Consider the following 25,466-nt stretch of genomic DNA (forward strand, 5'->3'; position numbering starts at 1 on the left):
GTCTCAGTTCCGGCTTGACTGCCGGGTCCCCCCCGGTGGGCTCGTACCGTCGGCAAGCCCGGGGTGCACACGGCGTCTTGGTGCTGACCAGCTCCGGCTTCTCCCGTCCACCGCCAAGGCAAGCCTTCGCGCCAATCCTGACGGATCCGGCTGAGAGCTGAAGTCAACTTGGCCGGATCGATGACAACCGGTGGACCCGGGCCGACCTCGGACCCGTGACCAACGAGAGCCAAGAGGCAGTTGAGCATTGAGGGTCGCGAACACAAGCATCGGCAGTCGATCATGACAACGTACGCGAGCCATGCCAGCGGAGCGGCCATGCTTCGGTTGACTCTCTAGCGCACAGTATGAAGGTGAGGTTGCCGGTCGTAGATCTTCCGCGAGCAAGATGGGAATATGCCTGAGGCAGGCCTAATTTCGGTGGAATTTGCCATGGACTGGCCCACTGTCAGGCTTGATAGCGAGGGATTACGCACCAGGCACCATGATCACCGGACCTCGTGGTGAGAAAGTGCCAACGCCGTGCCTAATTTGGCCGGAAAGTGCCTACGACTGGCCAGACTTCACCTGAACGGGTCACCTGCGGTCGCCGATCACGGGGCACAATCGTGTACTGATGGCACACGAAGAGGAGCTCATCCGAGAACTGGGCTCGTTGCGGCGCGGCTGGGGTTTGGAAACGGAAGGGCTCCGCAGGCGCGTGGGCCCGCTGCTTTCAGACTGGTGCGACCTTCACCGAGCCCATAACGATCGCGAAGCGCGGCGCGTACTGCGTGATGCGATCATGGCAGCGATCGCAGAGTTTCCAGCCGATGACCGGCTGGCAGTCACGATCGCACTAAATTTGGAGCCAGGCGCTCAACATCCCTTGCTGGGCGACCGAATAGCCGTCCTTGCCGAACGATTAAGCCTCTCGGACCGCTCAGCACGCCGACGGATGGACCGTGGTATCGCCCGTCTCGCCGCCGAGATCGGAGCCGAATCCGACGTTGGACTCGCTAGCAAAAGCTCTTCAGCAACCGTAGCAACCGCTGCGGCCGTAAGCGCTGACGAGGCTGACCCCAGAGGCAATACTCCTGACCAATCGGCAAATTCTGCTGACAGCGCCGCCGCGTCCAACGCTCCGTCGGCATCACCTTCCGAGACTAAGGTCGACTGGGCGACCGATGCGCCTGCCTATGAAGATCATCTCGACCGCGCATCACTGGCCGATGTACTAGCCGCCCAGCTTCACGACATCCGTGACAGGGATCCCGGAACCTCCTTCTTAATCCATCTCAATGGCGCTTGGGGCACCGGCAAGAGCACTTTGCTGAACTTCCTAGAGGCGCGGGTTGACGACGAATTTACGGTCGTTTGGTTCGATGCCTGGCGGCAGTCACGTCTCGGGCCGCCGTGGTGGGCCCTGCTTAGTGCAACTCGCGAAGGGGTCGCTCGTGAGCGAAACCTTTTCAGTAGGGGTGCGCTCCGGGCGGCGGAGGCAGTCGTGCGCACCCGACGTGCCAGTGCAGCTGTCACGCTGTCGATCTTTCTCCTGGTCATTGTGATAGCCGGACTGGCAGTCTTTCTTTTGCCTCGCGTTGCTGGCGGCGACGCTCTTGCCACACTTGCCAAAGCTGTCGCAGCCGTGGCGGGAACAGTGGCAACGCTCTGGACGGGTGCCCGTGTCATTGGGCGAACTCTGCTGTGGGACTCCGTTCGCGGTGCTCGCCTGTTCGAGCAATCGGCACCGAATCCGATGGATCAGGTTGCCGCGCATTTCACCTGGCTGCTCGGAAAAGCGAACCGACCTATCTTGTTCTTTGTGGACGACCTTGATCGATGTCCAGATACCTACGTAGTCGACTTGCTTGACGCGGCCCAAACTCTGATCCGTAAAAACCCGAGTAGTGTGACGGAAATTGAAGTCTCGGCTGCCTACTTCGTAGTCGCCGCCGACGGTGCCTGGTTGCGTAAAAGTTACGAAAATGCCTTTCCGTCCTTTCTTGATTCAGTATCAACGCCTGGAAACTCTTTGGGCTATCTTTTTCTGGACAAGCTTTTCCAGCTCACTGTGCCGGTTCCTGTGCCAAGCGCGTCTGCGCGGGTGAGATATCTTGAGCGGCTACTTGGAATCACGGACTCCAGTGGGAATGAAGAGCTTGCAAGAGAAATTGAAGACGGCAGGGAAGCTCTGGTTGAAGCCGACGATGAATCAGAGATTCTGGAAATTATCAACTCTGCCAGTGCCTTTGCGCGAGACAGGCTTGCAGGAGAAGCTGCTGTCCTCTTGAGTACGCCGCAGGCTCGCGCGCGAGCCGAACACGCGCTGAGCAAATTTCTCCCGCTTCTGCACTCCAATCCGCGTAACATCAAGAGGTTCCTGAACACTTACAACGTCCTGCGGTCGGTTCGTACTCTTGAGCAGAACACCGTCCCGTCCGACGTCCTTGCCCTGTGGACTATCCTCCGCGTTCGATGGCCCTCAATCGCGGATCATCTCGAAGCGGCTCCCGACGCGATACTCGGATTGATCGACCCGCAATGGGCTTCCGGTTGCCTGCCCCCCGCCCTGCACCATCTCGCTGCTGACAGCGACCTCCGCGCGGTCGTGCTGCACCCGGTCGGCGGCCCATTGACCGCTGATCTCATCCGGCAGTGCTCCGGAACAGAGCGTCGAGTTCGAGAAGCCGACTAGGTGGCTCGCCAGAAGTAGCTGTTGATCTGCTGCGCGACATTCGAACGCATGGTCTCAGTGACGTGCTGGTACCGCTTAGCCTGGCTGCTGTTGGACCAGCCCATGATCTCCATGACGATCCTCTGAGACACCCCGAGTAGCAGGAGCACGGTGGCCGCGGTGTGGCGTGCGTCGTGCAACCGACCTTCCCGGACGTCGGCGGCTTCGAGCAGGGCCTTCCACTCGTCGAGATCGCGGCGCGGGTCGATCGGCCTACCGGTGGGCTGGGTGAACATCCACCCACCTTCCTGCCACTCTGACCCCGCGAGCTCTCGCTCTGCCGCCTGCTGCTGTTCGTGGAGCATGAGCAGGTCGAACAGCTGGTCCGGGACAGCGAACCCGCGCCGCCCGGCCTTCGATTTCACCTCGACTTCGACCAGGCCCCCACCATGCCGTTGTGGGCACCAGCGGGCGTGCGTCGTGCAGCCGGACGGGCACGGCGACGGACAGGGCTTGCGGTGGTGCCGTTTGCAGCCTTCTTTGCACGGCTTCGTCTTGTGGTACTTCGCGCCGCACGCGTGCGGGTCGCTGCAGCCGTGCTGCCACGTCTGGCGCTGGAGCTGCTTCGCGACCCGCAGGCGCTTGGTCTTGCGGTTCAGCCGGTCCCATTTGAAGCCGATCGTCTCGCCCTGGCGCGTGCCCAAGACCAGCGCCACCACGAAGCGCACACCGTTGCGGCGAGCCAGGGCAGCCACCAGCAAGCGCTCGATCTCGTCCTCGTCGTACGGCTCGATCTCTTCGTCTTCGACCCGTGGCGCTTTGGCGCGCGCGACAGGGTTCCGCTTGATGACGTCCCGGTTTTCGGCCTCGCCGAACGCGGTCCTCACGGTCCGGTGCACCTGGTGAACTGTGGCTGGCTTCAGGCCCGTGGCGAGCATCCTGCCGTAGAGCTTTTCGAAGTGGCCAGGCTCGGTGAGTTCCATCCAGTGCTCACCGAGTCCTGGGATGAGGTGCCGGTACACCGCAGTGCGGTAGCCCTGGAGGGTCTTGTATCGGCAGGTCAGTGGCGCGATGTCCTCAATCCAGTGCGTGAGCCACTGCCGGACTTTCCACCTGCCCTGACCGGGCTTGCCGGCAGTCCCGTCCTTGCGCTCGGCTTCCAGCTCGCGGACACGATCGATGACCTCGGTTTCGGTCTTGCGTTCGACGTGTCGTCGGTCCGGGGATCCGTCGTCGCGGACGCCCATGGTGACGCGGCCGTGCCACTTTCCGTCTTTCCCGAGGTAGATGGTGCTGGCGCCATTCGGCGCGCGAGTGCCTTCGGCGCGGTTCTTGCGGGGCATTGGGTTCCTTTCAGGCGGCGGTCGAGACGGCGCCGAGCTGGTCGACGTAGGCGGCGAGTGCGACGACCGGAATGCGCCGCAGGTGACCGATCTGGACGGTGGCGATTTCGCCGGCCTTGATCAGGGCGTACATGGTGGTTCGGCCGATGCTGAGCTGTTCCGCGGCGGCTTCGACGGTCAGGAGGGTCCGGGGGCCGGTAGGCGTGGCGGTGTCCAAGGGGTGCTCCAGGTGGCGTGGCGGGCGAGGCGACGGGGCATGAACACGGCGTTCTCCTTCGGTCGGTCGATGTGATCGGCGATTAGGGGGTGTCACAGGTGGTGTCACATCTGTTTGTGCTGGTCAGGGTGGGTTGAGTGACGGAGTGGCAGGTGTGACACCTGCGGGGGGGGTCTCGGGTGTCACACCTGTCAGGGACGTGACAACGTGCAGGTCAGGCGGCTACTCGTCGTCGTCCGGCTCGATAGCGAGGAGGTGGTTGTCTTCTCGGCCGATCCGTACGGCGGAGTCGTGGTCGACCTGGGTGAGGCCACGGCGGTCGGAGTCCGGGGAGAGGTGGACCCGCCCGGTCCGCGTCATGGCCTGCAGGGCTTTGTCGACCTCGTCCCGCGGGAGCGTGGCTCCGAGTCGCTCGCGGACGTCGCTGAGGCGCACCCAGCCCTGCGGCCTGCTGGCCAGCTCGCGGTAGACGTCGCGGACGCGCTGCTCAGCTGTTGCGGGTGGTCGGGTTTCGGTGCGTGCCGTCTCGGTCGCCGACGTGGCTTCGGTTGAGGCCGGGGACGTGACAACCCGCTGTTCACGGCGTTTCTGCTCGGCTCGGATCTCGTCGTAGGTCCGTGACGGGGTCAGCGGGTCCCTCAGGGCCTGGGCGAGGTCGTCCGCGCTGGCGTTGCCGACGCCGGCGGCCTGCACGCGGTCCTTCGCGCTGGTGTCGCGCGGGCGCTCGATCCGCATGGCGTGCTGGGCGTCGCCGCCGATCTCGATCGCTGCGGCGTGGTCCTCGTCGGTGAGGGCCTTGCGGTTGTCCTCCGGCACCATGTGGACGTTGGGGTCGTTGCGGTTCATGTCCAGCAGGACCCGGGTCACCTCGTCGTGGTCGACGTCCCTGAGGGCCTTGCGGACGTCGACGATGCCGACCCATTCGCCTTGCGCGGCCAGCTTGGCCACGGCGTCGCGGACGCGGTCCTCGGTCGACCCGGACGGCGCGTCGGCCGGTTCCGGTTTGCTGGGCTGGGGTTCGGGCTTCGGCATGGGCTTCCCCGGTGCGGTCGGTTCGGGCGTGGCAGGCAGCTGCCCGGCGAAGGTGCCGACGACATTGGGTGCGGGTGGCGGGGTGCCGGTGACGGCGGTGTACTTGGCTTCGGCCGCGGCGACCTGGTCCGGGTCACCGGCGGCGCGGGCGGCGTCCAGGCCGCGGCGGGCGCGGGAGCGGGCCTGCCGGGCGCGGGCGCCGGCGGCTCCGCAGCTGCGTCCGCTGCACCGGCGGCCACCTTCAGCGGCTGAGCGGCACATCCGGGTCTCCTTTCGGTCTGGTGAACTGGGTTTTGTCACGTCCCCGCCCACCTAGGCGGCCGCGGTGCGGGTGGCGGCGAGGTGGTTGAGCAGCTGGGTGCCGATGTGGCGGGCGTAGGCGGGCGGGATGCACTCGCGGATGCCGTCGCGGTTCATCCACGGGACGCCCATGTCGGCGCGGACATAAGGGACGCCGGAGAAGTTGCCGACCGCGTGGTACCAGTCCCCGGGCTCCAGCGGACGGCCCATCTTGACCAGGTGGTCCCCGTGTCCGGGGTGATCCGGTGCGGTGAGCGGCCAGTTGGTCTCGAACAGCCGGTGCCGGTAGGTGTGCAGCCCGAACCCGGCCATGGCACCGCACAGCAGCACGGGGTTGTGGAGTTCGGCGCGGGCTTCTTCGACGTTCTCGATCACGTACGGCTTCCCGAGCCCGGCCACCACCTCGCGGAACTGGGCGATCAGGCGCGGGTGGTCGTTGCTGTGGATGCGGTGGGTCAGGGAGTAGCCCTGGCACGGCGGCCCGCCGGCGACGGCGGCGTAGGTGTGGCTGTGCTCGCGGGCGTAGGCGATCGCGTCGCCCTGCACGAACGTGAACGGGAACCGGGGTTGCGGGTTGATGTCGATGCCGGTGATGTCGAACCCGGCCTGCCAGTAGCCCATCGCTTCACCGCCCTGGCAGCAGAACCCGATCAGGATGCGGGGCCGCGGGCCGGGGCCGGTCCACGGGAGCCGGGCCGGGAGGGTGAACGTGTCCATTGTGGTCCTTCCTCAGTGCGGTGAGCTGGGGTTTGTCACGTCCCCACAGGCGGGCGGCCGGTAGCGGTGGTGACGGCTCGGGTTGTGACAGGCCTGCGGGGTGTCACACCTGCTGTCACACTTATTTGTGCTGGTCAGGTGCCGTCGAGGGACAGTGGTGACAGGTGTGACACCTCGGGGGTGTCCCTGTTGTCGCTGGTGCCGGGGGCGCTGTAAGTGCCGGCGGGCGTCTTGTGCAGCTGTCCCGCGTCAGCCATGCGCGTGCAGGTCTTGCGGACGGTGTTCGGGTTGGCGTCGAGCGCTTCGGCGATCCGCGCGGGCTTGAGCGGCCCGTGCTCGCGCAGCAGGCGCAGGATGTCCGCGCGGGTGTCGGCGACCAGGTGATCCGTCGCAGGGCCGTCGAGCTTGGTCCAGGCGCCAGCGGTCGCGTCGAAGGACATGGCGTAGTCGGCCTCTTCGACATCGCGGCCAGTCACATGCAGCACCCCGTCCGCCTGCCCACGCCCGCGCTCGAGAACCAGGGTGGCGTCGACTGCGCCGGTGATGCCGGCGGTTCCGGAGACGAGGTTCTGCCAGTCTTCGGCGCTTTGCTTGCGGACGTGGTGGATGAGCAGGAACGGGACGCTGTAGTGGTCGGCCAGCTGCTTGAACCGGCCCGCGGCGGCGTAGTCGGCGCTGTAGGCCGACGACCCGGCCGCGTCGGTGCCGCGCATCTTCTCGAAGGTGTCGATGATGACCAGCCGGGCGTGCGGGTTCTCCTCCAGCCACTCGACCAGCACGGCGTCTCCGCCGTTGGTCATGGTGGGGCAGGCGGTTTCGAGGGTGAGCAGCGGCGCGGCCCGCCCGCCGGCGGCGAGCATCTGCCGCCGCCGGCGCTGCAACCGGCGCCCGGTGTCCTCCAAGGCGCAGTACAGGACCGGGCCGCGCTCCACCTCGATTGAGCCCAGCACGGGGTCGCCGTTGGCGATGGCGGCGCCGGTGCCGAGGGAGAACCATGACTTGCCCAGCTTCGGCGCACCGGCCAGCAGGTTCAGCCCTTCCGCGAGCAGACCGGGGACGGCCCACTTCGGCGGCGGGAACTCCTCTCGCATCAGCTCCGCATCCGTCCACCGGGTGCGGCGGGCAGGTGGTGCCGGGACGGCGGCCAAAGGCCGGGGCGTGGTCATGGTTCGGACCTCCAGGGACGTGACAACGTGCAGGTCAGGCGATCCGGCGGGGACGCTTGGCACCGGCACGAAGTCCGGACGTGATCGCGGTTTCGGCCTCGCGGGCGGTGAAGTGCCGCGTTCCGATGTGGCGCCCGGCCGCGGTCATCAGCGCCGCACGGACCTCGTCTTCGGTGAGCGCGTTCCCCTCGACCAGCTGCCCGAGCGCGACCGCCGCGGCGTAGAGCGTGGCGTTACGGCTGGTCTTGGCGTCGGCGACCTTCCCGGCCTCTGCCCGTACCGCGGCGTCAAGGTAGCGGGAGCGGCGGTCACCAGCCGGGCGGATCGGCAGCACCGGGGCCGCGGGCAGCGGCGCCGGGGTGAGCCGCTCGACCAGCCACCGCGGGAGCTCCGCCACCGCGCCGTTCCACAGGAACTCGTAGCTGCCGGCATCGGTGACCGTGCCGGAGCCGACGACGTAACCGCCCCACGCGCGGGTGTCGACCTTCCACCCAAGCCCGTTCCCCCGGTCCCCGCTGGTGTTCCGGAGTGTCACGTCCCCCGGCGCCCGGTAGTACAGGTGCAGCCCACCCGAGGGCGTCCGAACCGTGAGCGTGTCCCCGGGCAGCTCCTGCCCGGCCTCGTCGGCGACGACGGCGAGCACGTCCTCACCGGACCGGGCGCCGGCCGCGGCCCACCGCTGCGGGATCTCCTCGCCGGGCTTGGCGGTGTCGAGGTCGAGCACGCACAGCCCGGACGGGCCGGTCGCCACGCCGATCCCGTACGGGGCGTGCGTCCACGCGGCCCGGATCTTGCTGGGGTCGGTGGTGGCGCGCTGCTCCCACGTCCGGTGCCCGCCGGCGCACCGCCCGGTGCCAGGGCACCGGTCCTCCGGGTGCCCGGCCGGGCGCTTGCTGCCCGGCCGCAGCGGGAAGACGTGCCAGCCGCGGGCCGCGGCGTCCAGGGCGGCGTCCAATGTGGTCGTGTCCATCGTGGTTCCCCCGTTCAGTAGAGCGACGTCGTGACGGGCAGGGCGCCGGGCGTGCCGGCCGGAACGGGCGCGTACATCACGTCTCCGTCCGGGAAGCCGGGAACCGGGTTCAGCACCCACCCGGTGTCCAGGTCCGCCGGGTCCTGCGCGGTCGGGCCGTCGTGGTCGTCGACCGCGACGGCGTACTCGCGCATGAGGTCCAGTGCCTGCTCGCGGGTGCACGGCCCTAGCACGTTGTAGTTGCCGTCCTCGTCGATCCAGACCCTCAGCCCGGTTGCCGTCGTCATCGGGCCTCCCCGAAGGTGAAGTGGGTCAGCGTCGCGGCGGCGTCGGCGAGGATGTCGGCGTGGTCGAACGCGAGGGCGTCGCGGTTGCGCAGCAGCCACGGCACCGGCACCCACGCGGCGACCGCGGCGTCGTCGCCGGCGGTGGGCTTGACCTGGTGGCGGACGACGGTGAAGAACGCGACGGTGATGTAGCGGCCGCGGGGGTCGCGGTCGGGCTGGTCGTAGATCCCGAGCTGCCGCAGGTCGGACAGGAGCAGCCCGGTTTCCTCGGTCAGCTCGCGGGCCGCGGCGGCGCGGAAGGTCTCGCCGGGGTCGACGTGCCCACCGGGGAACGCCCACTGGCCGCGGAAGGGCTCCCAGCGGCGCTGGATCATCAGGATGTGCCAGACGTCGTTGCGGCGGGCGAACGCGAGCACGTCGGCGGTCAGCCGGACCGTCTCGTGGGTGTCGTGGGCGTGTTCCATCGCGTGTGTCCTTTCTGGACGGTTACCAGGGGTTGTCGTGTCCCTGTCGTGAGCAGGGCATTTGTGTGGTGGGTTCAGGTGGTGGGGTTGTCACGCCGGTGGACGTAGCCGACCTGGAAGGCGACGCGTTCGCCCGGAGCGGTCGGGCCGCTGGGTTCGGTGATGTCGTCGCTGTGGTGGACGGTGTAGTGGCCGCCAGCCATCGCGGTCTGGACCTGCTCGTGCACCTGGCGCAGCTGGTCGGGCAGGCCCGCCGGGATGGGGCCGCCGCCCATGACCACGGTCGCGCCGTTGACGGTGTGGGCCTGTATTCCCACGACCGCGCTCGGTGCGGCGTTGTTGACGTTGGTGAACGTCGTACCGTCCGACGTGGTGGTGTGGCTGGTGGTCTGCGGTCCGTCGTCGGCGCTGGTGCTGTTGCTGGTGTCGCCGGAACTGCTCGGGCCGACCCGTTCGCCGTTGAAGAAGGTGTCTCCGGTGCCACCGTGAAGGAACACAGGCCCGTCGCCGTAGTAGTGGTGCTCGGGTTGAGCCTTCGCACTCCTTCGGGCGAAGTCTTCGAGGTTGCGTCGCGCCTGAGCCAGCGACTTCAGCTGCGCCTCCAGGTCAGGGCTCTGCTGCTCAGACGCGGTTGCATCAGCGGGGAGGTCTGCCCGGTCGGCGTGGTCAGACCTGGCCTGAGAAAACGGTTCCGTGAAGTGGGTGTCGCCGTCGCCGGAGTGGTAGACCCGGGTCGGCGCGCTGCCACCGTTGTGGATGACGTTGTCGCCGACGCGGTAGCTTTCGCCGGGGGCGAGGTCGAAGACACCGGGTGTCGTGTCCCCGTCATGAACAGGCGTTTCGTCGGGACGGTATGCGCCGGCGTCCGCGCCGTCGTCGTGGCGACGGCTGGTGTCTTCGGGCATCTCGGTCTCCTCGGCGGTGTCGTGTCCCCGCGGCTGACCAGCGGCGGGAGCGTGCGGGTGCGTGGCACGGGTGTCGTCTAGCCGCTGCTCAGCTGCGGTGAGCTGGGCCTTCGCGGAGTCGACCGCGGCCTGGTCGCCGGCGGTGCGGGCCTGGTCGACGGCGCGGCCGGCGCGTTCGACGGCTTTGCGGGCCGTGCCGAGTGCGCGGGTGCGGGCGTGGCTGCTGCCGGTGCAGCGGCGTCCACCGTCCGAAGTGGAGCGACACATGACGAGTCCTTCCCGTTGCGGCGTGGTCGAAGTTGTCGTGTCCCCGGGCTGACCTGCGCAGCTACGTCCGCTGCTTGAGCTGGTGGACCGCCTCGCAGCCGGGGCACTTCGGGGTGAACCACCAGAACCAGGGCGAGCGGCCCTCGCCGGGCTCCAGCACGAGCCCGCAGAGCGTGGTGACCTTGCCGGACCACCAGGACTTCCGGCCGCGATGCAGAACAGGTGTGCTGGCCATCGGACTTCCCTTCGATCGGTAACGGTGTGTGCCTGTTTTGAGGTAGGGGGTGCCGGCGCGAGCACCCGGTGTGGTGTCGCGTGGCGGGTTAGATCGGCGGGGTTAGGTCAGCGATTCCGGGTTAGGTTTCTAACCTCGGGGTTAGAGCCGCGGCGTGGCCGCTGGCCTGCGGAAAGTTAGCTGGGTTAGGTGGGTTAGCCCGCTCCCGGCGGCCGGGTTTCCGGCTGGAATCCGGGGCCGCGTGCGGCCCGGTGGGCGGGCTAACCCGTCGCGGTTCGGCTAGTTCTCGTCGTCGAGGTCGGCGGTCGCCTGGTCGGCCAGAGCTTTACGGATCGTGACCGGGTCGACCGGGTAGACGTTCTTCGAGCTGGGGACCTTGACCCCGACCGCGGCGAGGTCGGCGCAGAGCTGCTTGCCGGTCAGGCCGCTGTACTCGGTGGCCAGCGAGATCAGCAGTGGTGCGACCTTCGCCGCGGGCGCCGGGTCGTCTCCGAGGACTTCGTCGAGGTCTTCGAGCAGGTTCCGCGGCGCCGGCGGCGCCTCATTCTCGGTGTTGTCCCTGGTGGACCAGGGGACGCGACCGCGCTTGGCGATCGCCGCGAGGCTGCGTTCGAGGATCGGGGTGACCTGGTCGTGCTCCTTCGCGACGTCGAGGAAGTAGACCTGCACGATCTCCGACCGCTCCCCCGAGAAGCCCTTGACCACGGCGGTTCCCTTGTCGGTGCCGGGAATCAGCTCGGTGGCGCGGTGCCCGGCGGAGTAGGCACCCTGCCCGAGCAGCGCGTCGTTGGCGACGTGGTCGCCGACCGCGAACGCGACCCCGTTGGAGCAGTTGCGTGTCACGTCCCTCGGCATGCTGTCCTTGGTGGGGGCCTGGGTCGAGACGATCAGGTGGATGGCGCGCTTGCGGCCCAGCCGGACGATGTCAACCAGCAGCTGGCCGATCTCCTCGCCGTACTTCTTGTGCTGGATCGCCACGTGGGCCTCTTCCAGCAGCGCGAAGATCGGGTGCAGCCCGACGTTCTTCGACGCATACTCCCTGGTCACCGCAGGGATCTCGTACCTGACCAGCAGGTCACCGCGGCGCTGCACTTCGGCGTGCAGCTCACGCAGGTCGGCGGCGATCTGGGCGATCTTCTCGTCTTCGGCGCCCATCACGTAGCGGGAGCACCGCGGCACGAACACCTCGAAGTCGTAGTTCGCGTCCGGCACCCAAATCCGCAGCTCAGCCGTGGGGTCGAGCGCCGCGCCGGCCATGATGACCCGCGCCGCGGACGACTTGCCCTGACCAGGCATGCCACCGCAGATGGTGTTGCGCTCCAGCAGGGGCGCCAACATCGGTTCCCCGCGCAGCGTCCGTCCGAACGGGACACCCTTGAACACGTCCACCGCACCGTCCTCCAGCAGCGGATACGCGCCGGCACCTTCGGACAAGGCACCCTTGTCGGCCACCCACAGGTCCAGGATCCCGGCTTCGCTGCCGGTGGTCGGCCAGACCTCTTTGGACAGTCGATGCAAACCGGTGGCCAGGTCAGCGCGTCGGCGGGCGACCTTTTCCGCGGTCACCCCGGCCGGCAGGCGTACGACGGCGTGCGTGCCGCGCCCGTCCCGGCGAGCCGGGGTGAGGTACTGCATCGGCAAGCCTTCCTTGAGGTAGTTCGTGATCTGCGGAATCCGCAGCGCCCCAAGAGCTTGCGCGATGGTCGTCTCGTCGATCGTGACGTCACTGTCCTGTGTGGACGTTGCTAGCCAGCCCGGAACCTTGCCCCGCTGACGGCCCTCGCGCCACGCCCCGAGCATCACACCCATGCTGATCACGTAGGGCGCGACCAGGGCGAGCGGGGTCCAGGCCCACGCGATGGCGGTGAAGATGAACCGCAGGGAGTCCATCACCCCGCCGACGACGCGGGTGAACTCGCCGGCCCCGGACAGCTGCACGAGCAGCCCGATCAGCAGCACGATCACCACCAGCGCCGCGAGCCCGATGACGCCGGCCTTGACCAGCCCGACCAGCAGTTTCGGCAGGTCCATCACCCGTCGGTGCCGGGCGTCCTGCACTCGCGCTTTGCGCTCCAGCCATTCCGCGACCAGCGCCTGGTCGCCCATGGCTTCGGCGGCCTTGATCTGGCGGCGGTAGACGCCCATCGTGGACGCGTCCCAGAGCCGGCCGCGCCACGAGTCGAGGCCCTGCACGACGGTCAGGCTGTGGTGCAGCGCGACCTTCGTCTTCTCGTGGGTCGCGGCCTTGCGGGCGGCGCCGACGACGACTGTCACGTCCCTGCGGTAGCCCTCGTACCGGGCCAGCGCCCGGGTCCGCTGCGAGGTCAGCCGGGCGTACTCCTCGTCGGTGACGATCTCGCCTTCGATCACCTCGCCCTGCTCGGGCTGGATCGGCAGGTGGTGCACCGTCGCCAGCTCGCCGGCGTCGGGCTTCTCGGTGGTGTCCATGGTCGTGTCCCTCCGGCTCACTTGCGGTTCGGGTTCTTGTGCTCGTCACGCAGCTGCCGCGCGGCCTTGATCGCGCAGTGCAGCGTCTTGCGGATCGACTCCGCCGACGCCGGGTTGATCGTCACGTCGGGGTCGTCGATCGCCGCCGCGAACTCGGTGCGCAGCTGGTCGATCGTGCGTGCCTTCGGCGCCGGGATCGTCCGCCGCGGCGGGGTCGACTCCCGCTGGTCAGCGGGCCGGTCGAGGGTCAGCACCGGGGCATCGACGATCGGGCCGTCGTCGACCCCGTGGGCGGGTCGGACCTGGTCGGCGAGGAACGCGGACACCTCGTCGGCGAGGACGTCACCGGCGTGGCGGTCCGGCTCGATGACCGCGGCGAGCCGACGGCCGTCGAGGGTGTAGCGGCCCGGGGTGAACACCAGCCGCGCCGTGCCGGTGGCGTCGATTTCGGCGACCGCGGTCCGGACCGCGGCGGCCCGGACCTTCGCGACCTTCCGCAGGGCCTTGCGCTCGATCCGGGCGGCGGCCCGCTCCGCCGGCGACCGCGGCGGGGACGCGACCGCGAGCTGGTGGGCAATGACCCCGGCGATCGACACGATGCCCATCACCAGGGCGGCGTCCCAGCCGCGGTGCCAGCCGTGCAGCAGGTTCAGGGTGAACCCGACGCCGGCGAACACCCACGTGCCGAGCTGCAGCGCCCACACCGGGCGGTCCGGGTGTCGGTGGCGGGAGACCTCGACCGCGAGGGCGAAGGCCCACATGCCCAGCTCCGACAGCGCCGGCAGCGCGGCGCCTGTCACGTCCCCGTAGGTGTCGAGCCCGTACCCGGCCATCGCGGGCACCGCCATCCCGGCGGAGACCAGGGCGAGCAGGTAGATCGGGAGCCGGACCCGGTTCGTCGACAGCCACCCGGTGACCCGGGCGAGCGTGGCGGCGCGGGCGGCGCGGCGGGTTTCGCGCTGCTTGTCGTCGAGCTTCGCGGCGGCGGCGGCGTCGGTGCGGGCCTGCTCGGCCCGGGCGGCTTGCTCCCGCAGCTTCCGGGCTACGGCGGCGTCGGCGTTTTGGCGGTGCTGCTCTGCGTCGGCGGCGCGGTTGGCGCGGCGTTCCTCTGCCCAGCTGGTCATCGCGCGTCCTCCCGGCTCTCGTCACGGCCCGACGTCGGGGTGTCGGTGTCGGTGGCCGGCCACGCCGGCAGCTGCTTACGTTCGAGCGCTCCGGCCCGCAGGCGGGTCTGCTCGCGGTGGTCGCGGATCTCGTGCACGGCCCACCCGGCGGCGACCAGGGCCGACAGCAGCGCGAACCACGGCGTGAACACCACGGCCAGCACCAGCGGTCCGAGGACGCCGGCGAGCTCACCGAAGTGCCAGACGGCCCACTCCATCGCGTGCTCCAGGCGGGTCTGCTTCTCGCGGGTGACGTTCATCGGGGCACCTCCTGCCCGGTGGGGAAGTCGAGGGGGAAGAACTGGTTGACGCGCCGGCAGGGCGGGCGGGAGGCCTGCACCGCGGCGGCCCGGTCCAGGCGGAGCAGCACGCCGGCGAGGACGCGTTCGGCGATGACCAGCGGGATGCGCAGCAGGTGCAGGGTCAGGAACAGGCAGACCGTGCCGGCGAACCGGATCAGGGCGAGGGTTCCGTGGCGCTGCAGGACTTCGAAGGTGTTCATGCGGGGGACCCCCATCCGCAGTCCTGGCAGTACGCCTCCGGCGGGTCGTCGGGGGCCGGGCCGCTCTCGACCACCACTGACAGTTCCTTGCAGTTCGGACAGGGGTAGAGCGTCATCGGGCAGTCGTCGACGCTCTCGTGCCAGTCGGCACAGTCGTCGCAGTAGAAGCCGTCCTCGTCGTCCATCACTTCTCCTTCTGGGCGGCCTCGCGGCGCTGACGCTCGATCTCTTCTTGCTGGCGCTGCAGTTCCCGGTGCCAGGCGCCGGAGTCGTTACTGCTCACGCAGCCACCCCCGCCCGGTCGGCCTGCTCCAGGTCGAAGCAGGTCCAGCACTGCCGGGTGCTGGTCGGCACGCAGTAGTCCTTGACCTCTGTGCAGTCGACGCAGGTCCGGCGGGCTTCCATCGCGCGGTCCAGCGCGGTCAGCTGCGCCGGCGTCGGCGGCCGGTAGGCCGCGGCCAGCTCGACCGAGAACAGCTCGGCGGTGGTCTCCCGGGCGTAGGGCTTGACGTGCCGGAACACCAGCAACGCCACCGGGTCCTGCCCGTTCGGGCGGAGTCCGACCGTGCGCAGCTGCGAGCGGGTCAGCAGCGTCGAGGGGGCCTCGCCCCACCCGAACACCGGCAGCCCGTCCTGCTCGCCGCGGCACAGCGCCACGTGGTGGGTACGGCCGTCGAACACGGTGGTGACCGTCTGGCGGCGGTTGCGCGGGTTCACCGGGTCACCTGCTCGCCGGTCACGCTGTCCAGCTCGCCGGCGGCCAGCAGCCACAGCTGCGCGACGACGTCGAGGTAGGTGCGGGTGCGGACCTGCTTGGCGGCGGCCGGCACGGCGTCGTTGGCCATCAGGAACGCGACGTTGGTCAGCAGCGTCTCGCTGACCTCGTGCAGGCGGCCGGCGATCTCGCGGGAGATCAGGCGGTTCAGCTGCGCCGGGGTGTAGGCCACCGTGTGGACGTCGCGGGCCGGGCTGGTGGTGTCTACCATCTGGGTTTCCTCCGTGCGGTTATGTGACTGGTCGGTGGAACCCGGCGCGGTCGGCGCGTTCTTGCCGGAAGGGGCCGCCGCGTCGGGGTAAAACTTCAGGCGAATGGTCATCGGGAACCACCGGCCCGCAGGGCAAGCCAGGTGGTGGTGAGCGAGGCCAGCACGCCGATCGCGCGGTGCGCGGCCTGGTCCAGCTCGGTCAGCGCCGTGCCCGGCCCGGCGACGTCGACCACGCCGTCCCGGCGCTGGACCGTGGCGTGCTCGATGTAGCCCTGGTGGCCGGTAAGCCGCGCCATGGCCTTGAGCGGCTCCCGGCGGTCGATCACGAAGTGCGTCACCGCGTTCACCGCAGCGCCGGCGACCAGCGCCCGCAGCGGCACCCGGAACCCGAGGACCCGCGTCACCGCAACCGCGGCGCCGACCTGACCGGCGGTGTAGCTCGCGACGTGGCGGGCGCAGTGCTTCGCGCCTTCGTGGCCCGGCTTGCCCTTGCGTGCGGCGTCTTCGCTGGACTGCAACCACTGGTCGCACAGGGGGTGAATGTCGGCGAACGTCGCCTGCAACGCGGCGAACAACGCCAGACCGCGGACCGTCCGGGCGGCCATCACGCGGCCTCGTCACCGAGCAGCAGCGACAGCGCCGCGGTGCTCTTGCCCTGGCTCTGCACGCCGGCGATCAGGAAGTGCGACCGCAGCAGCTCGCGGCCGGCGCGGCGCCGGGACCGGCTCACCCGGCGCTGGTCGTTGAAGTCGAAGCGGTACGCGGCCTCCGCGGCGAATGCGTCGGCGGCCAGCTCACGGTCGACGTCCTCCAGCAGCGCGTCGATCGCCGATTCGGTCAGGCCGTCCGGAAAGACGGCTTCACCGGCGTGCTCGTCGGCGGTCAGCGCGGCGGCGTCGATCTGGCGGCGGTAGACGTTGGTGTCCATCTGAGGTCCCTTCGAGAAAAGTTGCTGGTCAGCGGGTGATCAGAGCGAGCCGAAGAACGTGGTCAGGCTGCGCACGACGTGCTGGACGTGACTGGCCGCCTCCAGCGGCGACGACACGATGAACAGCAGTGCCGCGGCGAGCAGCACCAGCCCGACGACCTTCCGGCCGAACCCCGAACCGGCCTTCAAGACCGGAAATCCCTGCTGCTGCTGCTGCTTCGCCATCGCTGTCTCTCCATTCGGTGGTGAGCCCTTGCAGTCCGACTCGTGTGACCCGGACCACCAAGAAGCTAACAGTTGAATGGTTAGCAGGTCAACTGTTAGGTGTTATTTGGTCGAAAATGGGTCATGACCTGCGGTAACATGGAGATCAACTGATAGGTTCTGGTACGGTGACCGTTCAGTTGAGTCGATGGGCAGGAGCCCGGCGAGGAGTAGCCATGTCGCGCCCAAGGTCGCCGGTGGCGAGGTCGGAGCCGCTTGCGCAGCAGATCGCCCGGAACGTCGAGAACGACATCGACGCCGGACGCCTTCGGCACGGGCAGCGCTTGCCGTCGTCCCGGGAGCTGGCTCGCGAGTGGGACGTAAGCGTCTTCACCATCAATGAAGCGATGGACATACTTGCTAAGAAGGGGCTGGTGGTGAGCAAGCCGCGGGCCGCCCGCACCGTGAACGTTCCAGATCGCGAAGGGCGTCGCGAGGTTCGAGCCGCGGCCCCGCAAGTTCTCATGATCGGCGGCTACGCTGGCAGCGGAAAGACGGAACTCGGGCGCATTTTGGCCCGCGGGACCGGTTGGCCCATGCTCGATAAAGACACTCTTACTAGGTTCGTCGTCGAGTCTGCGCTCGAAATGCAGGGACTTTCACGAAATGACCGTGAGTCGGAGACGTACCTGGCTAAGATTCGGCCCGCTGAGTATGATTCGCTTCTTGAGGCTACGGCCGAGAACTTGCAATGTGGTAACAATGCAATCGTCACGGCCCCATTCATTCGAGAATTTTCAGATAAAGGATGGATTCGGCAGCGCGAGTTGCTTTGCCGGAATCTCGGCGCGCAGTTGACAATCGTTTGGGTCTACTGTGATGCCGACACAATGCACACGTACGTCCGGCACCGTGATGCGCCGCGCGACGCTACCAAACTTGCCAACTGGGACGCTTACATGCAAGGGGTCGACGTCGACTTTCGGCCACCGGTTCCGCACGTCGTAATCGACAACTCAGTATCGGGCGGCGTAATGATGGAGCAGGCGCATCAACTTATCGAACGGCTCGCATTCGATAGCAAAGGGAAGTAATGAGCATCCCCGCGGCGAAGGTTCTCGTAAGCAACGAAGCTGACGACTTGGTCGGCCATGGCTTACTCGGCAGCCTTCAAGACGTCGAGGTTGTACTGTATGATCCAAACGCCGAGGAGCTAACCTCGCAACAGTCAACAGCTTCGGTTCTGTTGCCTCCATATCGCAGTAGTCACCGGCCTATTCGACTACTTGGTCAGCTCGACGCGCTCAAGATGGTGCAACTCCTGTCTGCAGGGGGTGACGAATGGTCGGCAGACGTGCCTAGGGAGGTGGTGCTTGCGACAGCTCGGGGTGCTCACGCTGGTCCCGTGTCCGAATGGGTGTTGTCGGCAGTGCTCACGCAGCTTCGGCAATGGCCGGCGTTAGTTCGCTTCCAGGACAAAAGTGTGTGGGCGCATCGCCAGTTCGAAGCAGACACTTTGGCGGGAAAGAGGGTGCTAATTATCGGCGCTGGGGCAATAGGGACGGAAGTCGCGCGGCGCTTCGACGTGTTCGGTGCAAGCTCGACGCTAGTTGCCTCTCGTCCTCGAAAGGGTGTCCTAGGTGCGAACTCTTTACCGGAAGTCGTGCCCGGTCACTCGATCGTCGTAATCGCGGCGCCTTTGACGGAAGAAACTCGTGGACTAGTCGGTTCAGAGTTTCTGAAGCTAATGGACGATAATGCAATTCTCGTTAACGCGGGACGCGGCAAGATCGTCGACACAGACGCACTACTTGTCGAGCTGGTCGCGGGGCGTTTGCGTGCAGCGCTCGACGTCACCGACCCGGAGCCACTGCCTGATGGCCACCCCTTGTGGGCGCAGCAGGGAGCAGTGATCAGCCCCCACTCCGCCAGGACTGTGCCGGGAACCAACCGGTTGTGCTACGAGGTGGCGGCCGTCCAAATCGCTGCGTTCTTGCGGGGGGAGCAACCGCCGAATGCTGTCGAACACAACTAGAGGCCAAGCGCGAGCCGCGATCTTGCCGACTACTGGTCTTACTGTCTGGGCATGGTCTACAGGGACGTGACAACTCCCTAGTCAGACAAGTGAGCGTGCGGCAGCTGCGGGGTAGCCGACGTAGTCGTCGCCGTCGCGGTAGATCAGGGCGATGCTTCCCCCTCAGGTCCGTGCTTCCTCCGAGCCTGCGTCTGGCACTCGCCACTGACGGTTTCCGGTCACGCCGCGACGCCGGCCGCGGACGACTTGAGTTGTTACTCGTTCAGCGGGGGAGTTCGGTCCAGGGCGGGCGGCTGCGCAAGGTGGCGGCGGTCAGCACGCGGGCCTCTTCGAACTCGCCGGGGCGGCGTTCGTAGATCACGGTCATGTTGGGCAGGACGTGCCAGCGGTCGACCGCGGACGGTTGGTCGACGACGACATACGTCGTCGCGTTCGTCAGGTCGGGTGGCGTTTCCATCGCGTGCTCCGGTTTGGGCGCACGTCGCCCCGCCATGTGCGGTACGGGGCGACGTGCTGTGACGCGTCGGGCGGGAGCTTCCCCGCCTCGCCCGACGCTTGCCACCGTAGAACACGTGTTCGATGACGTGCAACTCTTCGTGTTGTGGGGCACGCATCTCGCCCCGAGGATCCCTTATGCCATCGGGGTGAGAATCTGTCGTGCTCCATTCGAACCCGCGTTCGGGTCTGGTTGGCGTAGTTGCGACACCCGGGACATGCTGGAACGCTGATAGGAGTTCGATGCAGGGGGTCGCCGTCGAGCTACCCTCAGCGACCAAGTCAGCTGTCCGCTGGTGGTAAGACTGGATGCCAGCATCTGACGGGAAGATTCAGGGCTTATACGCCGGAAACATGCTCAGGTCAATAGTCCATTGGTTTCTGAACATACGTTCGAAACTTTAGGCCACCATTTGGCTGTGGAGACCTTCTTGGGGTAGAGGGGTCTCGTTGACCCTCAGGGGGGCAAGATAGGCGCCCTGTGGGCCACCTGGGCGGCCGTAGGGCGCTATCTGGCTCCGTGGTCCGACCCCGTCGCAAGGAAGATGTGGCGACGGTGTAGTCTTGACGGGGCTGCTGGCGGAATGAAGTTAATTCCACTGGTGTGATCTAACGTCGTTGAGGGTCTGACGTTAATTTGACTCTCTTCAGGGTCGTGGGCGTTCAAAGTCTGATGGACTTCTAACGTGATCCGGCCTAGACTTTAAAAGTGCAGGTAGAAGACTTCAAAGACTCTCCCGTTGGGCGTCTGACTCCGATCAGTGGTACGGACAGTCGTACGCGACGGACCTTCGATCACTTCGCGTTCGTTCCGGACGCCTTGCCCTCAGAGATCCCCCTGGGGCAGGCAACGTACAACGTCCTCAGTAAGGCGGACCGGGCGATCGGAGGGCTCAACGCCCGCCTCTCTCAGTTGCCGAACCCGAGCCTGCTTGTTCGGCCGGCTCTTACTCAGGAGGCCATGAGCACGTCGGCGCTGGAGGGAACCTATGCCCCCCTTGCCGATGTGCTAGAGGCGCAGTACGGCAACACTGACCACCTGTCGAGTGAGGTTCGCGAGATCCGCAACTACGTCTCCGCGGCCGACCGTGGTCTTGAGCTGATTCGGACTCATCCGATATGCCTGAGAGTCGTTGCCGAACTTCAGAGAGTCTTGGTCGATCGAACTCGCGGCGACAGTTACGATGCCGGGCAGCTTCGTGATCGGCTCGTGTGCATTGGTGACCGCGGACGTGGCATTGAGCAGTCGCGTTTCGTGCCACCTCCACACGGGGATGCACTTATTGAGGGCGTGAGCGATTGGGAGAAATGGATCAATCGCGTCGATGATATCCCAATCCTTGTCAAGGCTGCAATGGGGCACTACCAGTTCGAAACGCTGCATCCGTTTAGTGATGGGAACGGACGGATCGGTCGTCTAACTATTACGCTTCAACTCATTGCGGCAGGAGTGCTGGACTATCCAGTGCTCAACCTGTCGCCTTGGCTTGAGCCTCGGCGTGACGACTATATCGATCACCTCTTGAGGATTAGTAAGACCGGTCAATATGATGGCTGGGTTAGCTTCTTTGCTGAAGCTGTCACGGTTCGCTCTGAAGCTGCAATTCAGACGATTGAGGACCTGATGAGCTTTCGCGAGGAAGTCTTGTTTGACTTGCGAGAGAAGAAGTTTACCGGCGTCGTCACTCAGCTTGGCGGCGACTTGATCGGGTATCCAATCGTCTCTGTGAATGATGTCAAAGAAATTTATAATGTTGCCTATCCGACAGCAAATAATGCTGTCGCTAAGCTTTGCGAGGCGGGGTACCTTAAAGAATTGACTGGGCGGAGCTATGGGCGCCTGTTTGTTTGTGATCGCGTTTATGATGTGATCAACAACGGCAACGAGTAGTAGACTCGGAGTCTAGGCCGATGCTCGGTGTGACACTTGCAGGGTGTCGAGACTGTCACACCTGTCACTCTGTCACTCAACCCCGTCTGACCTGCGAGTATAGGTGTGACAGATGAGTGACACCTTCGGTGACAGCTCTTTCCCCACTCTAATTCTATGTCTCTATAGTCACAGGAAGAACGAAAGCGACTGGAACAGGGGGAGTAGCTGACAACCACCTGTTTCAGCCGCTTGTGCCCCCACGTGCCCCTCGCGTGCCCGTTGTCGGGGGAGTGCGCGGGGAACCACGGGGAACGGCAGGCCATGCAGAGCGCTGACCAGGGAGCGAAGGTTCTGCAGGTCGTCGGCGAAACCGGTTCGCATCTTTGCAAGGCGGGGTCAGGTGGGTTTGCGAACGAGGCCGGTGTAGGCGGCGATGGCGAGGGTGGCCAGGCCCCAGAGGAGGGCTTGGAGCACCCAGAGGGCGGCGGTGAAGGTTTGGCCCCAGCCGGTGGTGGTGTCGAGGTCGCAGTGGGCGCGAATCCCGGTGGTACCGAGGGGGAGTCCGCGGTCGATGCCAAGGCCGATGAGTTCGACGGGTGAGCAGGGTGTGTCGGTTTTTGCGGTGGCGGGTGGGACGCGTTCGGCGGCTTGGTGGCCGGGGTAGGTGGTGACGTGTCCGGCCAGCAGGCTGAGTGTGGCGGCGAGGGTAAGGACGATGACGAGGGCGGTGACGAGGCGGTGGGCGCGGTAGCCGTAGTGACCGAGCCAGCCCCAGAGCGCGTGTCGTGCGCGTGCGAGCCGGTTGCCCACAGCAAGGGGGGTGCGGCGACGGAGGTCGTTTTGCTGAGTGATCAGTACTTCACGGGCGTTGTTGTCGTGGCCGGCGGGGCGCTCGATCGCGGCGAGTTGCTGGAAGGCTTGAGGCCAGTAGGCGGGGGTGTGGTGGACCAGCAGGTGCAGCCATTGGCGCCACGAGATCTCGCGCAGGGTGGAGTAGGTCAATCCGTGGGCTGTGATGGTGCGGTCGCTATCAGGACAGCCACGGCGGATTATTTCCTGTCTGCCTGCTGGGCACGCCGCCGCCGGCGGAAACAGCAACGCCCCGGCGACTTGCGCTTCGTGCAGCATCAGGAGCGGCCCTGTGCTGTTGTCCAGCCTGGCCACCCGCAGTTCAGCTTGGCGGCCGATGTGGGCGCCGACCAGCCGGATCGCACCGTCTCCTCCGGTGCCGGTGATAGTGGCATCGTTCATAAACAGGCTGTCGTCGGTGCGGAGGCCGTCGGCCAGCAACGCCGGGCCGGTGGTGTTGGTGATGGCGGTGCGATCGAGGCCGAATTGGCCGCCGAGGGAGGCACCAACCAGCCGGACCGCGCCGCGTTCTCCGGTGCCGGTGATGGTGGCGTCCCGCATAAACAGACCGCCGTCTGCGCGGAGGCCGTCGCCGTGCAGTGCGGGGCCGGTGGTGTTGGTGATGGCAGCTTGGTCGAGCCCCAGTTGGCCGCCGATGCGGGCGGCGAGCAGGCGGATCGCGCCGAGTTCTCCGGCGCCAGTGAGAGTAACGCCCGTCATCAACAGGTGGCCGTTGGTGTGGAGGCCGTCGGCGTTCAGTGCGGGGCCTGCGGTGCTGGTGATGGCCGCTTGACTGAGGCTGAGTTGGCCTCCGATGTGGGCCGCGTTCAAGCAGATCGCTCCGGCTTTCTTGGTGCTGGTGATGGTGGCGTCCCGCATGAACAGACCGCCGACGAGGCGAAGACCGTCTGCTTCCAGGTAGGCGAGCAGGCTGTGGTTCAGATACAGATAGCGAAGGTCCGCGCCCCGGCAAACGATGCCTTCCGGGAGGGCACATCGGTGCAAGTCCAGACCGGTGAGGGCAGTGAGATGCTCAAGGTCGAGCTTTCCGACGACGCGCATCCCCGCTATCTGGATTCCGCGGGGGTCGAGGTCACCGTGCAGGCCCCGGAGCAGCTCGCGGATCAGATCGGCGCGTATCCGCAGTTCGGGGTTGTCGGTGACCGCCAGCTCCGCCACCGTCATCGTTATGGCAGGTCTGGCGACTTCCCCGCGCCGGGCGGTGTTGACCACTTGTTGCTCAAGCGGGGTCAGGTCGGTCAGCACGGGTGAGGGCTTCGTCTCGTCCACGCCACCGTAGTCGATGGCGCGCTACGAAATGTGACACGTGGTTCCAGCCTGCATGCTTGCCGAGTTAGCGTCTTAGCCTGTGAGCATCAGTGACGTCACCCGCGACGCCATCCTCCAGGCCATTGCCGAGCACGACCGCAACCCCGAGACGTTTCTCCAGGACCACGGGTTCGGCCCGGCCCGCACTTATATGCTGGTGCACGAGCACCGGGAATACGACTCGAAGGCAATCGTCGGGGTCGCCCACGGCTACCTCGATGACCAGGACGCGCTTACGGCTGCCGACTTCTCCGGTGGGCTGGAAACCGTGGTCAAGCTGCTGCACGACCGCGAGTTCGAGGTCCGTGCCCAGCGCAGTCCTGCTTGGCTTGAAGCCGAGCTGGTGCTGGCCTGCGACCTCGTCGCCGGCAATGGCTGGCGCGTGCTGCGCACCCACGACCCTCACGTGGCCGAGGTGTCCCGGCTACTGCAGCTTCTGCCGCTACACCCGCCGGAGACCCGCGGGACGACCTTCCGCAACGTCAACAGCGTGCATCGCAAGATCGCAGACATCGCTACCCAGCACCCGGACTACCAGGGGAGACCCACTCGGGGTGGCAAGCTCGACAGAGAGATCTTGCAGGCGTTTCTCGATCGCCCTGACGAGATGCATGCCGAGGCCGGCGCGATCCGCGTCGGCATCACCTCCGGCACGTTGACCACGTTGCCCGCCGTCGCCGACCCTGATGAAGAGGAAGCGATTGCCGAAGGTCGGGCCTTGGTCTTGCTGCACCTGCGGCGGGAACGGAACCCGAAGCTGCGGGCAAAGAAGCTCGACCAGGTCCTCACTGCCCGCGGGTGCCTGGCCTGCGAGGTCTGCGGGTTCGACTTCGAACGGATCTACGGTGAGCGCGGCGCCCGGTATGCAGAAGTCCACCACGTCGTCCCGCTTCACGTCACCGGGCCGACCACCACCCGCCTCGCCGACCTCGCCGTGCTCTGCGCTAACTGCCACCGCATGATCCACCGCGGCAGCCAATGGCTGACCCCCGCCGAGCTGCGCGCCCTCGTCGAGCAGCACGCGGGATCGCGGGCGTAGCCGCGCGCTGGATCGCGTCCAGCCGGCACCGCAGGTGCCCGGGGCGCGGCCAGCTGGTTGACCTGCGCGGCGGTGGCTCTGATACGCCCTGGCTCCCGGTAAATCGGAAGTTTTGTCGGTGGACCGCGCTACTTTGCCGCACGACTGGCTTCGCAGCGGCGAGGGCGGTAGCGATGGAGACCAGCGCGAACGAGGTACGCAGTACCTTCCTGGTGACACAGGAAGCTGGTGGTCACGTCGGCCGGGACTGGCACGGCTGTGATCGGGGTGGTCGGCCAGGGATCCGGTTCTCAGCCTCGGGGGCGCGTCCGCCTGCAGCTTGCATGCGGAAGGCAATGCCCTGCGCTGGTTGCCGGGGGCGGTCACATCGACCGAGGGTCCAGGCATCATGACGCTGAGTGCCGAATCGAGATTCGTGAAACCCGAAGGGGTACGATAATTTATCGTCGCGTTGAATCTTGGTGCGCTAAACGTCTCAAGCGACGCTCCGTAGTCCGATAACGTCCCATATGGGTGAGTGCGTGGGACTCAAACGAGCGTCTTAGTCTAGTGGTAGGTTTTCCGCGTCATCATCCTCAGGCGCTTCGGGTGCCGGGTGGCTAGTCGTCGACAACCGGTCGGCGCGAGGAAAGGTGACAGCGGTGAAGAAGGACAAAGACGAGCAAGAGCGCTCGCCGGATGTCCCTCGGTCTCGGTTCCGGCTCATGCTGGAAATGAAGTGGGGTGGTCCCGTCATAATCACTCTTAACGGGACCACCGCCCTGGTCTGGATTGCCTCTGAGGCCATCCTTACCATCTATCTGAGCCGGTAGTCGAGACCGCCACAACAGGGCGGGGAAGTCGTAGCCATCGCGAGGTAGCGACTTCCCCGCTTTGTTCATTTGAACCTTGAGCCGAGACTGCTTGTGTCGCTTGCTCGGTTCAGGCTCTCCTTCATCTGCGGAACCTGACGCTGATCACTGCTGCCAGCTGACGCGTACGACCTGAGTCGATGCCGTCTGTCCAGTCGATCAAGCTCCGTGACGACACAAAACATATCACGTATCGCCTGTTAGT

The 25,466-nt window shown here is 66.6% G+C and carries 27 protein-coding genes; 5 read left to right on the top strand and 22 right to left on the bottom strand.

Annotated elements, in window-relative coordinates; all coding sequences use genetic code 11:
• Positions 1-616: 616 nt before the first annotated feature.
• The gene (locus tag MUY22_RS14245; RefSeq protein WP_247060135.1) at positions 617-2,677 is read left to right on the top strand and encodes a P-loop NTPase fold protein; all 2,061 of its coding nucleotides are present in this window, start codon (positions 617-619) and stop codon (positions 2,675-2,677) included.
• On the opposite strand, the gene MUY22_RS14250 is transcribed toward MUY22_RS14245, so the two are convergent.
• The 20 genes from MUY22_RS14250 to MUY22_RS14345 form a co-directional block, all read right to left on the bottom strand.
• Positions 2,674-3,999 (bottom strand): tyrosine-type recombinase/integrase, encoded by a 1,326-nt coding sequence (locus tag MUY22_RS14250; protein ID WP_247060137.1) that lies wholly within the window; start codon positions 3,997-3,999, stop codon positions 2,674-2,676. The genes MUY22_RS14245 and MUY22_RS14250 overlap by 4 nt on opposite strands.
• 10 nt (positions 4,000-4,009) lie before the next feature.
• Complete coding sequence (locus tag MUY22_RS14255; protein ID WP_247060139.1) at positions 4,010-4,216, bottom strand: helix-turn-helix domain-containing protein; 207 nt, start codon at positions 4,214-4,216, stop codon at positions 4,010-4,012.
• Positions 4,217-4,438: 222 nt separating this feature from the next.
• Positions 4,439-5,509 carry a hypothetical protein gene (locus MUY22_RS14260; RefSeq protein ID WP_247060141.1) on the bottom strand — a complete coding sequence of 357 codons (1,071 nt, stop codon included), beginning with the start codon at positions 5,507-5,509 and terminating at the stop codon, positions 4,439-4,441.
• Positions 5,510-5,560: 51 nt separating this feature from the next.
• Entirely contained in the window at positions 5,561-6,265 is a 705-nt protein-coding gene (locus tag MUY22_RS14265) for a hypothetical protein (protein WP_247060142.1), read from the bottom strand.
• Positions 6,266-6,399: 134 nt separating this feature from the next.
• Positions 6,400-7,431 carry an AAA family ATPase gene (locus tag MUY22_RS14270; RefSeq protein ID WP_247060144.1) on the bottom strand — a complete coding sequence of 344 codons (1,032 nt, stop codon included), beginning with the start codon at positions 7,429-7,431 and terminating at the stop codon, positions 6,400-6,402.
• A gap of 34 nt (positions 7,432-7,465) precedes the next feature.
• The gene (locus MUY22_RS14275) at positions 7,466-8,401 is read right to left on the bottom strand and encodes a bifunctional DNA primase/polymerase (protein WP_247060146.1); all 936 of its coding nucleotides are present in this window, start codon (positions 8,399-8,401) and stop codon (positions 7,466-7,468) included.
• A gap of 14 nt (positions 8,402-8,415) precedes the next feature.
• The gene (locus MUY22_RS14280; protein WP_247060148.1) at positions 8,416-8,688 is read right to left on the bottom strand and encodes a hypothetical protein; all 273 of its coding nucleotides are present in this window, start codon (positions 8,686-8,688) and stop codon (positions 8,416-8,418) included.
• On the bottom strand, positions 8,685-9,152 hold the full coding sequence (locus MUY22_RS14285) for an NUDIX hydrolase (protein ID WP_256475898.1): 468 nt from the start codon (positions 9,150-9,152) through the stop codon (positions 8,685-8,687). The genes MUY22_RS14280 and MUY22_RS14285 overlap by 4 nt, the downstream gene beginning before the upstream one ends.
• A 74-nt stretch (positions 9,153-9,226) precedes the next feature.
• Entirely contained in the window at positions 9,227-10,324 is a 1,098-nt protein-coding gene (locus MUY22_RS14290; RefSeq protein WP_247060149.1) for a hypothetical protein, read from the bottom strand.
• A 61-nt stretch (positions 10,325-10,385) separates the two neighbouring features.
• Positions 10,386-10,559 carry a hypothetical protein gene (locus tag MUY22_RS14295; RefSeq protein ID WP_247060150.1) on the bottom strand — a complete coding sequence of 58 codons (174 nt, stop codon included), beginning with the start codon at positions 10,557-10,559 and terminating at the stop codon, positions 10,386-10,388.
• A 279-nt stretch (positions 10,560-10,838) separates the two neighbouring features.
• Complete coding sequence (locus MUY22_RS14300; RefSeq protein ID WP_247060152.1) at positions 10,839-13,007, bottom strand: cell division protein FtsK; 2,169 nt, start codon at positions 13,005-13,007, stop codon at positions 10,839-10,841.
• A 17-nt stretch (positions 13,008-13,024) separates the two neighbouring features.
• Complete coding sequence (locus tag MUY22_RS14305; RefSeq protein WP_247060153.1) at positions 13,025-14,131, bottom strand: hypothetical protein; 1,107 nt, start codon at positions 14,129-14,131, stop codon at positions 13,025-13,027.
• Entirely contained in the window at positions 14,128-14,430 is a 303-nt protein-coding gene (locus MUY22_RS14310) for a hypothetical protein (protein WP_247060154.1), read from the bottom strand. Before MUY22_RS14310 ends, MUY22_RS14305 begins: the two co-directional genes overlap by 4 nt.
• Positions 14,427-14,672: a hypothetical protein gene (locus MUY22_RS14315; RefSeq protein WP_247060155.1), complete on the bottom strand. Its 246-nt coding sequence runs from the start codon at positions 14,670-14,672 to the stop codon at positions 14,427-14,429. Before MUY22_RS14315 ends, MUY22_RS14310 begins: the two co-directional genes overlap by 4 nt.
• Entirely contained in the window at positions 14,669-14,857 is a 189-nt protein-coding gene (locus MUY22_RS14320) for a hypothetical protein (RefSeq protein ID WP_247060156.1), read from the bottom strand. The genes MUY22_RS14315 and MUY22_RS14320 overlap by 4 nt, the downstream gene beginning before the upstream one ends.
• Positions 14,858-14,951: 94 nt before the next feature.
• Positions 14,952-15,389 (bottom strand): RRQRL motif-containing zinc-binding protein, encoded by a 438-nt coding sequence (locus MUY22_RS14325; protein ID WP_247060157.1) that lies wholly within the window; start codon positions 15,387-15,389, stop codon positions 14,952-14,954.
• Positions 15,386-15,658 (bottom strand): hypothetical protein, encoded by a 273-nt coding sequence (locus MUY22_RS14330; protein ID WP_247060158.1) that lies wholly within the window; start codon positions 15,656-15,658, stop codon positions 15,386-15,388. Before MUY22_RS14330 ends, MUY22_RS14325 begins: the two co-directional genes overlap by 4 nt.
• A 107-nt stretch (positions 15,659-15,765) precedes the next feature.
• A complete protein-coding gene (locus MUY22_RS14335) occupies positions 15,766-16,263 on the bottom strand; it encodes a hypothetical protein (protein WP_247060159.1) in 498 nt (165 codons plus the stop codon).
• Positions 16,263-16,586: a hypothetical protein gene (locus MUY22_RS14340; RefSeq protein WP_247060161.1), complete on the bottom strand. Its 324-nt coding sequence runs from the start codon at positions 16,584-16,586 to the stop codon at positions 16,263-16,265. The genes MUY22_RS14335 and MUY22_RS14340 overlap by 1 nt, the downstream gene beginning before the upstream one ends.
• A gap of 39 nt (positions 16,587-16,625) precedes the next feature.
• Positions 16,626-16,811, bottom strand: a complete 186-nt coding sequence (locus tag MUY22_RS14345; protein WP_247060163.1) for a hypothetical protein — start codon at positions 16,809-16,811, stop codon at positions 16,626-16,628.
• 236 nt (positions 16,812-17,047) lie between these two features.
• On the opposite strand from MUY22_RS14345, the gene MUY22_RS14350 reads away from it, so the two are divergent.
• The gene (locus MUY22_RS14350; RefSeq protein WP_247060165.1) at positions 17,048-17,884 is read left to right on the top strand and encodes a GntR family transcriptional regulator; all 837 of its coding nucleotides are present in this window, start codon (positions 17,048-17,050) and stop codon (positions 17,882-17,884) included.
• 311 nt (positions 17,885-18,195) lie between these two features.
• Positions 18,196-18,825 (top strand): NAD(P)-dependent oxidoreductase, encoded by a 630-nt coding sequence (locus MUY22_RS14355; protein WP_247060167.1) that lies wholly within the window; start codon positions 18,196-18,198, stop codon positions 18,823-18,825.
• Positions 18,826-19,087: 262 nt separating this feature from the next.
• Here MUY22_RS14355 and MUY22_RS14360 read toward each other — a convergent pair whose 3' ends face one another.
• On the bottom strand, positions 19,088-19,282 hold the full coding sequence (locus MUY22_RS14360) for a hypothetical protein (RefSeq protein WP_247060169.1): 195 nt from the start codon (positions 19,280-19,282) through the stop codon (positions 19,088-19,090).
• Between the two features lie 747 nt (positions 19,283-20,029).
• On the opposite strand from MUY22_RS14360, the gene MUY22_RS14365 reads away from it, so the two are divergent.
• Positions 20,030-21,211, top strand: coding sequence for a Fic family protein (locus tag MUY22_RS14365; protein ID WP_247060170.1), 1,182 nt, complete (start codon positions 20,030-20,032; stop codon positions 21,209-21,211).
• Positions 21,212-21,589: 378 nt separating this feature from the next.
• On the opposite strand, the gene MUY22_RS14370 is transcribed toward MUY22_RS14365, so the two are convergent.
• Positions 21,590-23,332, bottom strand: a complete 1,743-nt coding sequence (locus MUY22_RS14370; protein WP_247060171.1) for a hypothetical protein — start codon at positions 23,330-23,332, stop codon at positions 21,590-21,592.
• Positions 23,333-23,411: 79 nt separating this feature from the next.
• Here MUY22_RS14370 and MUY22_RS14375 point away from each other — a divergent pair, with 79 nt between their 5' ends.
• The gene (locus MUY22_RS14375) at positions 23,412-24,410 is read left to right on the top strand and encodes an HNH endonuclease (protein ID WP_247060172.1); all 999 of its coding nucleotides are present in this window, start codon (positions 23,412-23,414) and stop codon (positions 24,408-24,410) included.
• The last annotated feature ends 1,056 nt before the right edge of the window (positions 24,411-25,466 follow it).

The sequence above is a fragment of the Amycolatopsis sp. WQ 127309 genome (assembly GCF_023023025.1).
Classification (GTDB): domain Bacteria; phylum Actinomycetota; class Actinomycetes; order Mycobacteriales; family Pseudonocardiaceae; genus Amycolatopsis.

What these genes read in the sequence shown, in the direction of transcription:
- MUY22_RS14245 (WP_247060135.1), top strand. Translation starts at nt 617, where the DNA reads ATGGCACACGAAGAGGAGCTCATCCGAGAACTGGGCTCGTTGCGGCGC.
- MUY22_RS14250 (WP_247060137.1), bottom strand. Translation starts at nt 3,999, where the DNA reads ATGCCCCGCAAGAACCGCGCCGAAGGCACTCGCGCGCCGAATGGCGCC.
- MUY22_RS14260 (WP_247060141.1), bottom strand. Translation starts at nt 5,509, where the DNA reads ATGTGCCGCTCAGCCGCTGAAGGTGGCCGCCGGTGCAGCGGACGCAGC.
- MUY22_RS14265 (WP_247060142.1), bottom strand. Translation starts at nt 6,265, where the DNA reads ATGGACACGTTCACCCTCCCGGCCCGGCTCCCGTGGACCGGCCCCGGC.
- MUY22_RS14270 (WP_247060144.1), bottom strand. Translation starts at nt 7,431, where the DNA reads ATGACCACGCCCCGGCCTTTGGCCGCCGTCCCGGCACCACCTGCCCGC.
- MUY22_RS14275 (WP_247060146.1), bottom strand. Translation starts at nt 8,401, where the DNA reads ATGGACACGACCACATTGGACGCCGCCCTGGACGCCGCGGCCCGCGGC.
- MUY22_RS14280 (WP_247060148.1), bottom strand. Translation starts at nt 8,688, where the DNA reads ATGACGACGGCAACCGGGCTGAGGGTCTGGATCGACGAGGACGGCAAC.
- MUY22_RS14285 (WP_256475898.1), bottom strand. Translation starts at nt 9,152, where the DNA reads ATGGAACACGCCCACGACACCCACGAGACGGTCCGGCTGACCGCCGAC.
- MUY22_RS14290 (WP_247060149.1), bottom strand. Translation starts at nt 10,324, where the DNA reads ATGTGTCGCTCCACTTCGGACGGTGGACGCCGCTGCACCGGCAGCAGC.
- MUY22_RS14295 (WP_247060150.1), bottom strand. Translation starts at nt 10,559, where the DNA reads ATGGCCAGCACACCTGTTCTGCATCGCGGCCGGAAGTCCTGGTGGTCC.
- MUY22_RS14300 (WP_247060152.1), bottom strand. Translation starts at nt 13,007, where the DNA reads ATGGACACCACCGAGAAGCCCGACGCCGGCGAGCTGGCGACGGTGCAC.
- MUY22_RS14305 (WP_247060153.1), bottom strand. Translation starts at nt 14,131, where the DNA reads ATGACCAGCTGGGCAGAGGAACGCCGCGCCAACCGCGCCGCCGACGCA.
- MUY22_RS14310 (WP_247060154.1), bottom strand. Translation starts at nt 14,430, where the DNA reads ATGAACGTCACCCGCGAGAAGCAGACCCGCCTGGAGCACGCGATGGAG.
- MUY22_RS14315 (WP_247060155.1), bottom strand. Translation starts at nt 14,672, where the DNA reads ATGAACACCTTCGAAGTCCTGCAGCGCCACGGAACCCTCGCCCTGATC.
- MUY22_RS14320 (WP_247060156.1), bottom strand. Translation starts at nt 14,857, where the DNA reads ATGGACGACGAGGACGGCTTCTACTGCGACGACTGTGCCGACTGGCAC.
- MUY22_RS14330 (WP_247060158.1), bottom strand. Translation starts at nt 15,658, where the DNA reads ATGGTAGACACCACCAGCCCGGCCCGCGACGTCCACACGGTGGCCTAC.
- MUY22_RS14335 (WP_247060159.1), bottom strand. Translation starts at nt 16,263, where the DNA reads ATGGCCGCCCGGACGGTCCGCGGTCTGGCGTTGTTCGCCGCGTTGCAG.
- MUY22_RS14340 (WP_247060161.1), bottom strand. Translation starts at nt 16,586, where the DNA reads ATGGACACCAACGTCTACCGCCGCCAGATCGACGCCGCCGCGCTGACC.
- MUY22_RS14345 (WP_247060163.1), bottom strand. Translation starts at nt 16,811, where the DNA reads ATGGCGAAGCAGCAGCAGCAGCAGGGATTTCCGGTCTTGAAGGCCGGT.
- MUY22_RS14360 (WP_247060169.1), bottom strand. Translation starts at nt 19,282, where the DNA reads ATGGAAACGCCACCCGACCTGACGAACGCGACGACGTATGTCGTCGTC.